This window comes from Roseibium sp. MMSF_3412 (assembly GCF_030733265.1).
In the GTDB taxonomy this organism is placed as follows: domain Bacteria; phylum Pseudomonadota; class Alphaproteobacteria; order Rhizobiales; family Stappiaceae; genus Roseibium.
In genome coordinates, this window is sequence record NZ_JASHJI010000019.1 from 33283 (window position 1) to 46310 (window position 13028).

Genomic DNA, 13028 nt, shown 5'->3' on the forward strand with positions numbered 1-13028 from the left:
ACAAGGCGGTGCCGGTCAAGCCGGCACCGCACAGCCGTGACCAATCAGTTTTTCTTATCCTGCGGGGCGCCGTGATCCATGAGTGATGAGACCGTCATCGAGATCTCCAATGTCTGGAAAATCTTCGGCACAGACCCGAAGGCCGCGCTCAGCGCGATCCTTGAAGAGGGGCTGACCAAGGCGGAGGTTCTTGCACAGTACAACGCCGTGGTCGGCGTCGCCGATGTCAGCCTGCATGTCAACCGCGGTGAGATCTTCTGCATCATGGGTCTCTCGGGCAGCGGCAAGTCCACGCTTGTGCGTCACTTCAACCGGCTGTTGGAACCGACCTCGGGCAAGATCCTGATCGAGGGGACGGACGTCATGGCCCTCGGCACCAAGGACCTTCAGACCTTCCGCAACCGCAAGATCGGAATGGTTTTTCAGAATTTCGCGCTGATGCCGCACCGGTCCGTTCTGGACAATGTGGCGATGCCTCTTGAAATCCGCGAGGTTTCAAAGAATGAACGCATGCGCCAGGCAGCCGCCTTTCTGGAAATCGTCGAGCTGGGTGCCTGGGGATCCAAATACGCGCATGAACTCTCGGGCGGCATGCAGCAACGCGTCGGACTGGCCCGCGCCCTTGCCGCCAATCCGGACGTCCTTCTCATGGACGAACCGTTCAGCGCGCTCGACCCGCTGATCCGCCGCCAGTTGCAGGACGAGTTCATCCGGCTCAGCCAGATCCTGAAGAAGACGACCGTCTTCATCACGCACGACCTCGACGAGGCGGTTCGCATCGGTGACCGCATCGCGATCATGCGGGACGGGCGGGTCGTTCAGATCGGCACGGCGGAAGACATCGTGATGCACCCCGCCGATGATTATGTTGCCGATTTCGTCGCCGGGATCTCGCGGCTGAAAGTCGTCCGGGCACATGCGGTGATGCAGCCGCTCGAAGCCTATACCGGCGCGAACGGCCCCGTGCCGGAAAACGCACCGCGCGTCGGCGAGAGCGAGACACTCAGCACGCTCATCAACATGGCGATCGACACAGGCGATGCGATCATTGTCGAGGACAACGGCGCCGATGTCGGCGTGATCACACGGGAAAACATCCTGCGGACCGTTATTGAGGGGACAGAGGTATCATGATGGATCAGATCAACACGCCCCTGACCGACAACGAGGCCGAGGCGGCCCGGATCTACACCGAGGAACGCCGGAAAAACATAGCCGAGTTCGTGCGCACAAATCCCGAATACTATATCGAGAATTTCGACAGGATCGGCGCAAGTTCCCGCTTTACCGCAACCTTCAACATGATGGCCGGGCTGTTCGGACCGATCTGGTTCGGCGCACGGGGGCTGTGGTCCTGGGCGCTGCCGTTCCTGATCATCGAAACGCTGGCCATCGTCCAGATCGCGCGCGGCCTCTTCGGCGATCTTGCTGCCGAAGCGAGGGAACGGATCGAATCGATCGAGGGGACGCTTGAACTGCGCCGCGAACAGCTTGCCGCCGCCATTGAAAGCGGGTCCGACAAGGCCGACGTCTACCGGCGGACGGTGGAGTCGCTGGAAGCAAGTATCGGCGGTATCCGGGCCGAAGCCGACGCCCTTGCCGAACAGGGGATCTGGATTGCGCTTGCCGGCGTGGCGCTGCTGTTCGTTGCCAAGGCCATACAGGCGGTCTCCGCGAACTGGGCACTGGAAAAGCGGTTTTCCGAATGGCTCTCGGACAATTCCATCCGCTCGGGCATGCCGGTCTCGCAGATCGCATTCAGCGCGATTTTCATGGCGGTTATCGTGCTTGCGTCGGTTCTGCATTACAGCTTTCCGGGCCGCTTCTCGCTGCTTGACGCGTTCCCGACCAATCCGGAGTTCCGGATCGTCAGCATCGAGGGCGTGGAGGCCTTCTTCGCCTTCTGCGTTGCCAACGGGGAAGCGCTGTTCGACGCGATCACCTATTGCATCCGGCTGCTGCTGGATGCGCTTGAGCTGGTCTTCGTCAGCACGCCCTGGATCGTGGTCGCCAGCCTGATCATTCTGCTGACCTGGCTGACAGCGGGCATTCGCACCGCGATCTGGTCCGGCGCATTTCTCGCCTATATGGGCCTGCTCGGTTTCTGGGACAAAGCCATGACGACACTGGCACTGCTCGGCACCGCTGCCTGCCTGTCGATCGTGATCGGCATCCCGCTCGGCATGTTCGCGGCACGGCGGCCACGGTTCTATGCCTTCATCCAGCCGATCATGGATTTCATGCAGACCATGCCGGCCTTCGTGTTCATGATCCCGGTCATCGCCTTTTTCGGCACCGGCAAACCGGCCGCCGTCGTCACGACCATGATCTTCGGCGGAACGCCGGTCGTCCGGCTGACGGTGCTTGGCCTGCGCGGCGTGCCGGAGAGCGTTCGCGAGGCGGCGATCGCCTTCGGCGCCAACAAGTGGTACCTGCTGACACGGGTCGACCTGCCGCTTGCCAGCCCGTCGATCCGGGCCGGGATCAACCAAACGATCATGCTGTCCCTGGCGATGGTGGTGGTGGCATCCCTGATCGGGGCCAAGGGCCTTGGCGAGGACGTTCTCGAAGCCCTGCAATACGCCAATGTCGGGCAGGGCATTCTCGCGGGCTTCTCGATCCTCTTCTGCGCCATGATCCTCGACCGGATCGTGCAGGGTGCGCGTAAATGATCCCACTTGTGCTCGTTCACGGGTTCATGGGAGGCAGCGACCAGTGGCGCCTGCAGGCGCCGCTTTCAAACGACGGACACCTGGTCGAAATCGATCTGCCCGGCTTCGGGGCAAACGCAGACCTGCCGCCGATCAATTCGATTGCAGGTTTCGCGGACTGGGTGCTGCAATATCTCGCGAGCCTCGGGATCGAGCGCTTTCACCTGCTCGGACATTCCATGGGCGGGATGATCGTTCAGGAGATGATGCGGCGGAAGCCTGAAACCATCGAGCGGTTTATCCTCTACGGCACCGGCGCTGTCGGGGTCCTGCCGGGACGGTTCGAGACGATCGAGACTTCGATGCGGCGAGCGGAAGAGGACGGCCCTTCGGCAACAGCACGCAGAATATCCGCAACCTGGTTCATGCAGGGCGAGGAGGCCGACACCTATCCCGACTGCGCGGCCATCGCGGAAAAGAGCAGCCTGTCCGCAATCATGGCCGGACTGGAGGCGATGCGGGACTGGTCAGGCGCGGACGCGCTTTCGGCAATCAGCGCGCCGACCCTGGTGATCTGGGGCGACGGCGACCGCACCTATGCATGGCCGCAGGCGGAGGTTCTCTGGAAAACGATACCCGATTGCCGGCTTGCGGTCGTGCCGGGCTGTGCGCATGCGGTCCATCTGGAAGAGCCCGAAATGTTCAATCGCATTGTTCGCAAGTTTCTTCGCGAAATGTGAGGCCGCCCCGGCCAGGGAAGACCCCTGCGACCTGACGGGATCAACTGTTCAGAACCTGTAGCTGCTTTCCAGCAGAAGTCCGTAGCGCTGATAGTTCTGTTCCAGAACCGCTTTTGAGCCGTCCGAGACCCAGCGGCGATCAAAATTCGACTGCAGCCACCAGTAGCGTCCGCCGACGCCGATGTTCCAGTTCCGGGTGAGATCGAAATTCAGCATGACGTCGGTTTCAACCCCGTGGGTCCAGTTGCTTTCCCAGGTCTCGACCCGGTTGTAGCTCCAGGGAACTGCGGCGACATCAACCATCCAGCCGAACCGTTCACCGATGTCGCCTTCCGCTGTCAACCCGACACGCAAGGCATGCCATTGGCGTGTCTGTTCGGCAATGAGCCGTCCGTCCACCGCATCGATGCTGTCATTGAGGTACTGGTAACCGACATAGCCCTTCAGCCGGATCTGTTTGTTGGCGAATTCGGCGAAACGGACACCGCCGTCGACCACGACATATCCCAGTGCAGTGGACTCAAGATTACCGCTTGGAAAGATATAGAAATCGCCTTCACCGCCAAAGTTGCGGCCCAGTCCCAGATAGGCCCGCGCGAACATGTTCGTGGTCGTGTCCTCAAGCTCGCCGAAAATCTCGGCGGTGTGCGATGTGACATCGTCCACGGTGTTCCAGTTCAGGTCGCCCGTATCGATTTCGGAGTTGTTCTGGCTGTACCAGTAACGCAGCCCGATGCTGCCCCTGAGAACAGTGGTCTGAAACTCAGTCGGCACCGGTGATGTGTAGTCGGCAGCCTGACCGCTGCACGTTAATACAAGCATGCAAAAAACTGCTGAAAACGCCCTGACCATGACCCTGCCCCAAGTGGTAATTTCGCGCCAAACTCGCGTAATAGGTGCAGACAGTCATTGCAATTTATGGTTAACAGTGGGTGAAGATCTGCATCAAATGATTGTTCTGCACAACATCTCGCGCTTGCGTACAAAACACTGCGTTAAAGCGTCGTAACGTCATTTTTTCAGAGGCTTACGCAAGGTGCCGCAATGAGGTTGCCGATGCCCATCACATGCGCCGCCGCAAGTTCCGGCGCGTTTGCGATGCAAACCGTACGGTGCTATCGTCGAGTGCACCTGTCACGGTGGCAGGCACCGGAGACTTTATGTTCACGAATGCGCATAACTGCTGATCTCAGCTCTTGAGACAGCACGTCAGAACCGGCGAAACCTTTGCGGGTGTCGCCACGTTTTGTGCTGCCGGCTTTTCCGCACCAAACGAAACGCGTGTGCGGGCAACGGGCAGAGACCATTGCCAGGCTTTTGAACGCCCCGGCACATGCATCGTGAAAGATCGTTCCAAATGAAAATCAGACCATCTGTCTCCAATGACATCCCTTCCCTGCAACATGTTGCCGAGCGCACGGGGCTGTTTCCTTCCGACCTGCTGCCGGACATGATCAACGGCTTCCTGTCCGACGGCGACGAAAGCAGCCTGTGGCTGACCTGCGAAGAGGACAGCCGGATCACCGGTTTCTGCTACGCCATGGAGGAGACGTTTACAGACGGAACCTGGAACATGCTGGCGCTTGCCGTCCTGCCCGACCGGCAGGGAAACGGCATCGGCCGTGCCCTTGTCGCAACGCTCGAAGAGCTGCTGCGCGACAAACACAACAGAGTCCTCATCGTGGACACGTCCGGTGCCGGGAGTTTCGCCGGAACGCGCAGCTTCTACCAAAAGTGCGGCTACACGGAAGAAGCGCGCATCCGGGATTACTGGGGTCCGGGCGACGACAAGATCGTGTTCTGGAAGGCACTTTGAAAACCTGCCAGAGGCGCGACCGGGATGGCCGCGCCTTTCGGCAGTCAGGTCAGATCCTTGATCAGCAACAGGACGTCACCGGTATAGTAAGGCTGGCACGGATGGGATCGCACCGGTGCTTTTTCGTGGAGCTTGTAGCCGAGGCGCTGATAGAGGCGCACTGCCCCGGTGTTCTGGGCATAGACCTGAATGCTCATGGCAGAAGTGCCGTTTTCGCGCGCAAGGCGTTCCGCTGCAGCGAGCAGGGAGCTGCCCAGCCCCTGCCCCCGGTTGCCGGGGAATACTGCCAGGGCGTTGATGTACCAGGTACCGACCGAGTGCTTCTCAAGCTCCACGAAGGGAGCAATCGGTGCGGGAAGCGCATCAGGATCGTCTTCCGGCGCGGTCTCGATCGCATAGCTCAGGACCATGCCGGTAATGTCGGACTGCCGTTCCGACACCAGCGCATTTGAAAAGGAAAATCCGCCCGACGGCCTTTGCGCGCGCTCGGTACCGATTTCGAGCGGTGTTTGATCGTTTTCGCAGGCCCGGCTCCAAAGCCAGTTGGGAATGCCTTCGCCCGCAATGTCGATCAACCTCGCAAGCGCGGCGGCGTCTTCCTTGTCTGCTTGCCTGATCAGGGGACTGGATTGAAAATTCATTTAATTGGCTCTCTGTTGTTGAAAAGTGATTGAATGGCCAGGTCTTCAGGCAGCCGGCCGGCAACGTTCATTAATGGCAATACAGCCGACATGCCTGTGATCCGTGCCACAGCACCCGCCGACGACGTGGAGGTTTGGCAGGAACCGCATCAGTTCCGCGTTCAGTCGGCCAAGCTCGCCGGGATCGCCATCGTCCAGCGTCACGGCTTCGTCCAATTCCGCATGGCTCATGCGTGAAGCGTTCGACCGGATGCCTCCGACCCGGGATGTCCACGCCCCACCGGTTTCCACGACATCCCGGAAATGATCGGGATGCGCGCAGTTGATCATGTAGTAGGCGGGGCCATTGCCTGTCGCATCGTCGACTTCCCCGATCGCGTCCGCAAGCGGCTGACCGGACGGCAGCCGGCCATCGGTTTCCAGCGTGAAGGCAATCACGATGGGGACGTCGATTTCCGCTGCGGCGCGCACCATGCCCACGGCTTCGCCGGCATGGGTCAGCGTCATGGCGCTGATCATGTCGACACCAGCGCGGCCCAGCGCATGAATTTGCGGCGCATGGATCAGGAGGGCATCCTGGCTGGACAGAATTTCATCCGGTGCATAGGCATCACCGGCCGGGCCGATGAGACCGTTGACGAGGATCGGCAACGCATCTTCTTCGTGGCGCATGCGTATCTCCGACACGAAACGCACCGCCCGTTCATTGGTCTGCAGAACCTCGCTGACCGGCTGACCGAGCGGTCCTGCCCAGGAAACACCGGCACGCCATGTCGGTGCGTCGAGGACAAAACCACGTCCGGACTGGCGGGCAATGTCCAGAAAACGTTCGTAATATTCGGTAAGGTCCCGGCGTCCTTGTTCGCTGTCGAGCAGAACCGCCGCGGAAAAACATGGCAACTCGTAGCCCTTGTCGAAGATCAGATAGGTTTCCAGTCCGCCATCTGACAGAAAGAACCGTTCGGCATGAATAAGGTCATGTATTCGCATGGCGCTTTTCTCCTGTTTCAATGCCAAGACAGTTATGCGCGGCGGCGTCCGGCCGGTAGTGGTCGCGTGGTCCGGTTGCGGGGATTCATTTTCCGCTTTATTTTCAGTGTGTAATGACAGGTTTCCTCCCAAGGATGTTTGACGGAGGAGTGTCAACTGGACTCACGGTACAGTAGGGGAAACATTGACCGGCAAAACCGACACGCGCAGCAGGATCCTCGACATAGCCGAAGCCGCGGTGCTGGAGAAAGGCTTTGAGGCAACCTCGATCGAGGAAATCGTCGCCGGTGCCGAGATCTCCCGGGGTGGCTTCTTCTACCATTTCAAGGACAAGAACGCGCTCGCCCGGGCCATGCTGGAACGCTATATCGAGGTCGAGAACGCGCTCTACGACGACCTCTTTGCGCGGGCCCGCGAACTCAACGACGATCCGCTCCACTCAATGCTTATCGGCCTGAAGCTTCTGGCCGAAATGCTGGAGGAAATGCCGACCGGACACCCGGGATGCGTCATCGCCTCGACGGCCTATCAGGACCGGTTGTTCGACGAAGGCGTTCGCGAGTTGAACCGGCAGGCCATCCTGGGTTGGCGGAAACGCTTTCGCGGTATGTTCGAAGACATCGCGGACGTCTACCAACCGCGCGAGGAGGTTAATCTCGACGCGCTCGGCGACATGGTGTCAGGGGTCGTCGAGGGTGGTCTCGTCTTGCAGCGCGCGCTGCGCGAACACAACAATGCGTCCGAGCAGATCATGTTGTTCCGGACTTATCTGAAGCTGCTTTTCAGCCCGAATTAGAGCCCGAGACACTCAGAATTCGACCGTGATCGGAACATGATCGCTCAGGCCGTTTCCGACCCAGTCGTCAAAGGTCCCCACAGAGAAGGCCTTGATCTCTTCCAGCCAGGCATTGGGTGCGAAGACAAAGTCGATATGGTAGGTCGGACCGTCGATCCGGCGGTCGCGCCAGTAGTGCGTCGGCGTTTTCTCCTCACCCTGCGGTTCCCCTGTCACCGCGTGGTAGGCGCTGCCGATCCCGATGCCGTCCAGAATGTCCACCTTGGCCATGTGGTTGATACGCCAGCCCGGCTTGTCCCAGATCTTGTTGCTGTTCCAGTCTCCGCCAATCACGGTCGGACCGGAATTGATGAATTGACGGTACTTGGAGAACGCCCGGCGGAGCGGTCCACTCTGATGCTTGCGGGTAACGCCTGCGCTGGCGTTCTGCGCCCAGACCGCGATCAGGTTGAAGGGTCGTGGGCCGTCGACCCTTACCGGCAGGATGAAACGCAGCGTTGGATAAAACGGCTCGAAGCGCGTGACCGTGTAACCGTTGAAGGCGAAGACACCCAGGCCCTTGTTGGGATTGGTCCCCATCCAGAGCGCGGAGCAGCCGGACAAGGCCGTGTCGCCGCGCTTCGCCAATATCTCCGGATGGGCGCATTCCGATATCACGGCAATGTCCGGGCGCTCGGACAACAGAGCCTCCGACTTGCGATGCAGCGCCATGTTGCAGTTCCAGAAAACCAGGCGCATGTCACGACCACCGCGTGAGGGGCAACCCACCAACACTGCTGTCGAACTCAAGGAGAGGTCCAGGCTTGAACGAAGCTTCGTGGTCCTTCACTAATGTCCTCCGCCTAGTCTTTCCTGAACCTGACCGGGGGCGATTTCTCCGGCAGGAGCCCCGCCCGGAACCGCTGCAGCACGACCTGCAGCAGCAGCCCGACAAGAAGCATACGGATGAAGGAACTCCGCGTCGCCCATTCAGGCGGCAGCCGGTTGGTGAAAATCTCGGTCACGGACCAGATCGTCCAGATGCTCAAGGCGCCGAGGATCGCGCCCCTGTTGTTGCCCGAACCGCCTGCCATCAGCATCACCCAGACAAGGAAGGTGGTCAGGAGCGGGTCGGTGGCCGTCGGCGACAGGAAACGGAAATAGTGTGCTGACAAGCCGCCCGCGATGCCCATGACCGCGCAGCCAATGACAAAAGTCTGGACGCGGAACTTCTCGACATTCTTGCCTGCAGCCGACGCGGAGGTTTCATTGTCGCGGATCGCCCTGAGGCTGCGTCCCCATGGGCTGTCATAGAGCCGCGTGGTCGCAACATAGACAAGCAGGACGATGACCCAGACGAACCCGAGGAAAGCAACGTCCGACATCCGGCCCGTGGTAAAGTCGGCGAAGGGCCGCGGGATGCGGGACACGCCGAGGCTGCCATTCGTCAGCCAGCTTTCATTGACGAACACCAGGCGCAGGATCTCCGCGATGCCGATGGAGGCCATGGCAAGGTAGTCGCTTTTCAGGCGCACGCAGATCCTGGCAACCGCCCAGCCGGTCACACCCGCGACAATCGCGGCCCCGACAAGGCCCATCGGAACGGGCATGGAAAAGCCGCCCAGGTGTCTGCCGGAGGCTGCCGTCGTCAGGATCGCGGAGGTGTAGGCGCCGACGCCGTAAAAACCGGCGATCCCGGCATTGAACAGCCCGCCCATGCCCCACTGCACATTGAGCGCAAGGCACAGCAGCGCATAAATACCGCCAAGGATCAGCAGACTGACAATGTAGAAAAACAGGCCGGTCAGTTCCATTAGAGCAATCTACCTTTAAAGAGCCCTTGCGGACGGAAGATCAGAAGTCCGATCATGATCACGAAGGCAATTGCGGTCTTGTAGGAGGGCGAGATCAGCGCTTCATCGCCGATCCAGTGATAGGAGGAAAGTTCCTCCGCCATACCGATGATGAAGCCGCCCGCCATCGCACCCATCGGTTTGCCGATGCCGCCGAGAATGGCGGCGGCAAACATGGGCAGAAGCAGGTTCCAGCCGAGATTGGGATGCGCGCTGGTGTTGAGCGCGGCGAACGCGCCTGCCACGGCGGCAAGCGCTGCCCCGATGATCCAGGTCCAGCGCACAACCTTGGCCGTGTCGAGACCGGACACTTCCGCAAGTTCGGGATCGTCGGCGACCGCGCGCATCGACCTGCCTGTTTTGGTGGCCGTCAGGAAATAGTGCAGCAGCACGGCGATGATGGCTGTCGTGACAATCGCCTGCAGGTGCAAAACGGAGACGCGGATCGTGTCGAAGAGAACCAGGGGCGGACGCACGCCCGCGACGAGCACCTGGTTCTCCGATCCCCAGATGAGCTGGATCATCGAACGAAAAACAAGCGCGATCCCGAACGAGGAGATCACCGTGTAGATGGTCGGCAGGTCTCTCAAAGGCCGGTAGAAAAAACGGTCGACGAAGAGCGCGGAAAAGATCGTCAGTGCCATTCCGAAGGGAACAAGCAGGAGCGGATTGACCGGCATCAGCGCGGTCGCCGCCATGATGCCGTAAGCGCCCAGGGTCATCAGGTCCCCATGGGCGAAATGGGCAAAGCGCAGGATGCCGAAGATCATCGAAATGCCGACGGCGCCAAGCGCATAGATGCTGCCGATGGTGAGCGCCGGAAACAGGTAGAAATTGACGAATTCGCTCATGCGGCGCCCCCCAGAAAGAGGCGGCGCACGTCCTCGTCGGCCAGCAGTTCCTGGCCCGTGCCGCTCAGATGATTGCGGCCATTGACAAGGATGTGGCCGTGATCGGCGATCTGCAGCGCCTGGCGTGCGTTCTGCTCCACCATCAGCACCGTGATCCCGGTTTTGCGGATATCGAGTAGCAGATCGAAAATGCGTTCAAGATAGGCAGGCGAGAGGCCCGCCGTCGGTTCGTCCAGCAGCACAAGTTTCGGCTCGCTCATCAGGGCCCGGCCCATGGCGACCATTTGTCTTTGTCCTCCGGACAATTCACCTGCCGGCTGTTTCAGCTTGTCCTTCAGATCGGGAAACAGGGCCAGCACCTTTTCGCGGGTCGCCTTCTGGTCTGGCGGCGGCGCGGCATAGGTGCCGACATCAAGGTTCTCATCGACCGTCATGGAGGCGAAGACGTTCTTGTTCTGCGGCACTGCCGAGACACCAAGAGGCACCAGCGCCGAGGTCTTGCATCCGGACAGTTCACGGTCCCCGAGCCGGATGGAGCCGGCCGAAACGCTTGTCAGCGCGAAGATCGATTTCAGCAATGTCGACTTGCCGGCGCCGTTCGGACCGAGCACCACGGCGATTTCACCGGCTTCCACGGTCAGCGAGATGTCCTCGATGATCGGTGGCCCGCCATAGCCTGCCGACAATCCGGCAACGGCAAGCTGCTCCGTCATAGCTGGGCCTCGTATTTGCCGCCGCCGAAATAGGCTTCGATCACGCGTTCGTCCTGCCTCACCGCGTCGACGGTTCCCTCCGTCAACAGCGATCCCTGCGCCATCACCAGAACGTGGTCGCAAAGTTTCGAGACATAGTCGAGATCATGTTCGATCAGGCAGAAGGTGAGGCCGCGCTCCGCGTTCAGCATCAGGATCTTGTCGGCCAGTTTTCCTAAAAGCGTCCGGTTGATGCCGGCTCCGATCTCGTCCAGCAGGATGATCTTGGGATCGCGCATCAGGGCGCGGCCGAGTTCGACGAGCTTCTTCTGGCCGCCGGAGAGATTGCCGGCCTTTTCGTCGATGACATGTTCCAGTTCGAGCAGGCGAACGGTTTCACGCGCGGTTTCGTAGATCGCGCGTTCCTCGGCGGAGTAGCGTCCGCGCCGGAAGATCACGTTCAACACGTTTTCGCCCCGCGGCGCGGAAGCGGACGCCATCAGGTTCTCAAGCACGGAGAGTTGCGCAAATTCGTGCGGAATCTGAAAAGTGCGCGCCAGACCTGCCTCCGCCCTCTGGTAAGGCTTCAGCGCAGTGACGTCCCTGCCATCGAAGAATACACGGCCTGAACTCGGCCAGATCGCCCCCGCGATAACGTTGAATGCCGTCGTCTTGCCCGCACCGTTCGGTCCAATCAGACCTGTGATGCGGCCTGCGCCGATTTCGAAGCTTGCGTGGTCAACCGCGCGCAAACCGCCGAAATCGACGCAGATCTCGTCCAGCCGGATCACTGTTGCCGCGGCTTATTCGACGATTGCAATCTGTTTGTAACCGTCGCCATCGACGACAAACTTGCCGATGAACCCGCCAACGTCGCCGTTCTCGTCGAACTCGGCGGAACCGCTGGCGCCATCATAGTCGATGTCCTTGCCTTCCTTGATCAGCGCAACGGCTTTCGCCCATTCACCCGGTCCGACCTTTTCGCCCGGTGCCATGGCAACCTCGCGCAGAGCGTCCGCCATCTTGGCGCGGTCCGTTGACCCGGCCTTTTCAACAGCGAGCAGGGCAAGGAAGGTGGCATCGTAGGTCTGATCGACAAAGGCCTTGTCCGCGCCTTCGCCGTACTCGGCGTTAAAGGCGTCGTGCAGCGTCTTCTGGGCAGGGTTTTCCGCAGGCGATGTCGGCGAGGAGAAGAAGGATGTCTTGAGCGCGTCCGCGCCGACATTCTGGATCAGGAGTTCGTCCCGGAGCCCGTCGGTGCCGACGAATTTGTCGAAGAGACCGCCCTCGATCGACTGCCGGACGATCTTGCCGCCGCTGTCGCCCGCATAGGCGATGACGACAAGCGCGTCCGCATCACCCTTTGCCAGGCTCGCCAGTTCGGAGCGATAGGAGTCCTTCTTCTCTTCGTGCTTGTTTTCCGCGACGATCTCGCCACCGGCGGCCTTGTAGGCCTCCATGAAGGTCTGGCCGATGCCGACGCCATAGTCGTTGTTCACATAGGTCACCGCGACCTTGTTGAGGCCCTCGTCGAGCACCATCTTGGCCAGGATTTCACCCTGGTAGTTGTCGGACGGCACGATCCGGAAAACGAGTCCGTCATCCTGAAGATCTGTCATGGCCGGCGAGGTTGCAGTCGGTGAAATCTGTGCGACACCTGCCGGAATGATCGCTGCCTCGGCGGCGGCAATCGTGGTGCCGGACATGAGGGATCCCATCACGATCGGCACGTTCTCGATATTGACCAGCTTCTGGGCCGCATCGACGGCGCCTTGCGCGGTTCCGGTGGTGTCGCCATAGACAGCGACCACTTCCCCGCCAAGCAGACCACCCTGGTCATTGACATGCTTGACCGCCAGGTTCGCCGCGTTCTGCAGCGGTGGAATGAAGTTCGCGATCGGTCCGGTTATGTCCATCAGAATGCCGATCTTGGTTTCGGCGTAGGCCAGCGAACTGGTGCCCAGCATCAGTGCTGCGGCTGCGAGTGTCGTCAGTTTTTTCATGCTACTTCCCCTCATC

The 13028-nt window shown here is 60.5% G+C and carries 14 protein-coding genes; 5 read left to right on the plus strand and 9 right to left on the minus strand.

Going from position 1 to position 13028, the window contains the following annotated elements; translation table 11 throughout:
- Positions 1 to 78: 78 nt before the first annotated feature.
- Genes RBB49_RS24300 through RBB49_RS24310 form a run of 3 tightly spaced genes read left to right on the plus strand, consistent with a single transcriptional unit; the run spans position 79 to position 3391 of the window.
- Positions 79 to 1134: a glycine betaine/L-proline ABC transporter ATP-binding protein gene (locus RBB49_RS24300; protein WP_306145503.1), complete on the plus strand. Its 1056-nt coding sequence runs from the start codon at positions 79 to 81 to the stop codon at positions 1132 to 1134.
- Positions 1131 to 2672 carry a proline/glycine betaine ABC transporter permease gene (locus RBB49_RS24305; protein WP_306145504.1) on the plus strand — a complete coding sequence of 514 codons (1542 nt, stop codon included), beginning with the start codon at positions 1131 to 1133 and terminating at the stop codon, positions 2670 to 2672. The genes RBB49_RS24300 and RBB49_RS24305 overlap by 4 nt, the downstream gene beginning before the upstream one ends.
- Complete coding sequence (locus RBB49_RS24310) at positions 2669 to 3391, plus strand: alpha/beta fold hydrolase (protein WP_306145505.1); 723 nt, start codon at positions 2669 to 2671, stop codon at positions 3389 to 3391. The genes RBB49_RS24305 and RBB49_RS24310 overlap by 4 nt, the downstream gene beginning before the upstream one ends.
- Before the next feature lie 48 nt (positions 3392 to 3439).
- Here the strand turns inward: RBB49_RS24310 and RBB49_RS24315 are convergent, their stop codons facing one another.
- The gene (locus RBB49_RS24315; protein ID WP_306145506.1) at positions 3440 to 4213 is read right to left on the minus strand and encodes a hypothetical protein; all 774 of its coding nucleotides are present in this window, start codon (positions 4211 to 4213) and stop codon (positions 3440 to 3442) included.
- Positions 4214 to 4748: 535 nt separating this feature from the next.
- Here RBB49_RS24315 and RBB49_RS24320 point away from each other — a divergent pair.
- Positions 4749 to 5207 carry a GNAT family N-acetyltransferase gene (locus RBB49_RS24320; RefSeq protein WP_306145507.1) on the plus strand — a complete coding sequence of 153 codons (459 nt, stop codon included), beginning with the start codon at positions 4749 to 4751 and terminating at the stop codon, positions 5205 to 5207.
- 44 nt (positions 5208 to 5251) lie between these two features.
- Here the strand turns inward: RBB49_RS24320 and RBB49_RS24325 are convergent, their stop codons facing one another.
- Together RBB49_RS24325 and RBB49_RS24330 are read right to left on the minus strand one after the other, a co-directional pair.
- On the minus strand, positions 5252 to 5848 hold the full coding sequence (locus tag RBB49_RS24325) for a GNAT family N-acetyltransferase (RefSeq protein WP_306145508.1): 597 nt from the start codon (positions 5846 to 5848) through the stop codon (positions 5252 to 5254).
- Positions 5849 to 5893: 45 nt separating this feature from the next.
- The gene (locus RBB49_RS24330) at positions 5894 to 6838 is read right to left on the minus strand and encodes a homocysteine S-methyltransferase family protein (RefSeq protein ID WP_306145509.1); all 945 of its coding nucleotides are present in this window, start codon (positions 6836 to 6838) and stop codon (positions 5894 to 5896) included.
- Between the two features lie 184 nt (positions 6839 to 7022).
- Between RBB49_RS24330 and RBB49_RS24335 the strand changes: the two genes are divergently transcribed.
- Positions 7023 to 7634 (plus strand): TetR/AcrR family transcriptional regulator, encoded by a 612-nt coding sequence (locus tag RBB49_RS24335; RefSeq protein WP_306145510.1) that lies wholly within the window; start codon positions 7023 to 7025, stop codon positions 7632 to 7634.
- Between the two features lie 12 nt (positions 7635 to 7646).
- On the opposite strand, the gene RBB49_RS24340 is transcribed toward RBB49_RS24335, so the two are convergent.
- The 6 genes from RBB49_RS24340 to RBB49_RS24365 all read right to left on the minus strand — a co-directional run bounded on the left by RBB49_RS24340 (position 7647) and on the right by RBB49_RS24365 (position 13012).
- Positions 7647 to 8372 carry a hypothetical protein gene (locus tag RBB49_RS24340; RefSeq protein WP_306145511.1) on the minus strand — a complete coding sequence of 242 codons (726 nt, stop codon included), beginning with the start codon at positions 8370 to 8372 and terminating at the stop codon, positions 7647 to 7649.
- Between the two features lie 104 nt (positions 8373 to 8476).
- Positions 8477 to 9427, minus strand: coding sequence for a branched-chain amino acid ABC transporter permease (locus tag RBB49_RS24345; protein ID WP_306145512.1), 951 nt, complete (start codon positions 9425 to 9427; stop codon positions 8477 to 8479).
- Positions 9427 to 10317, minus strand: coding sequence for a branched-chain amino acid ABC transporter permease (locus RBB49_RS24350; protein ID WP_306145513.1), 891 nt, complete (start codon positions 10315 to 10317; stop codon positions 9427 to 9429). The genes RBB49_RS24345 and RBB49_RS24350 overlap by 1 nt, the downstream gene beginning before the upstream one ends.
- Positions 10314 to 11030, minus strand: coding sequence for an ABC transporter ATP-binding protein (locus RBB49_RS24355; protein ID WP_306145514.1), 717 nt, complete (start codon positions 11028 to 11030; stop codon positions 10314 to 10316). The genes RBB49_RS24350 and RBB49_RS24355 overlap by 4 nt, the downstream gene beginning before the upstream one ends.
- A complete protein-coding gene (locus RBB49_RS24360; protein ID WP_306145515.1) occupies positions 11027 to 11800 on the minus strand; it encodes an ABC transporter ATP-binding protein in 774 nt (257 codons plus the stop codon). The genes RBB49_RS24355 and RBB49_RS24360 overlap by 4 nt, the downstream gene beginning before the upstream one ends.
- 12 nt (positions 11801 to 11812) lie before the next feature.
- Positions 11813 to 13012 carry an ABC transporter substrate-binding protein gene (locus RBB49_RS24365; RefSeq protein WP_306145516.1) on the minus strand — a complete coding sequence of 400 codons (1200 nt, stop codon included), beginning with the start codon at positions 13010 to 13012 and terminating at the stop codon, positions 11813 to 11815.
- Positions 13013 to 13028 lie beyond the last annotated feature (16 nt).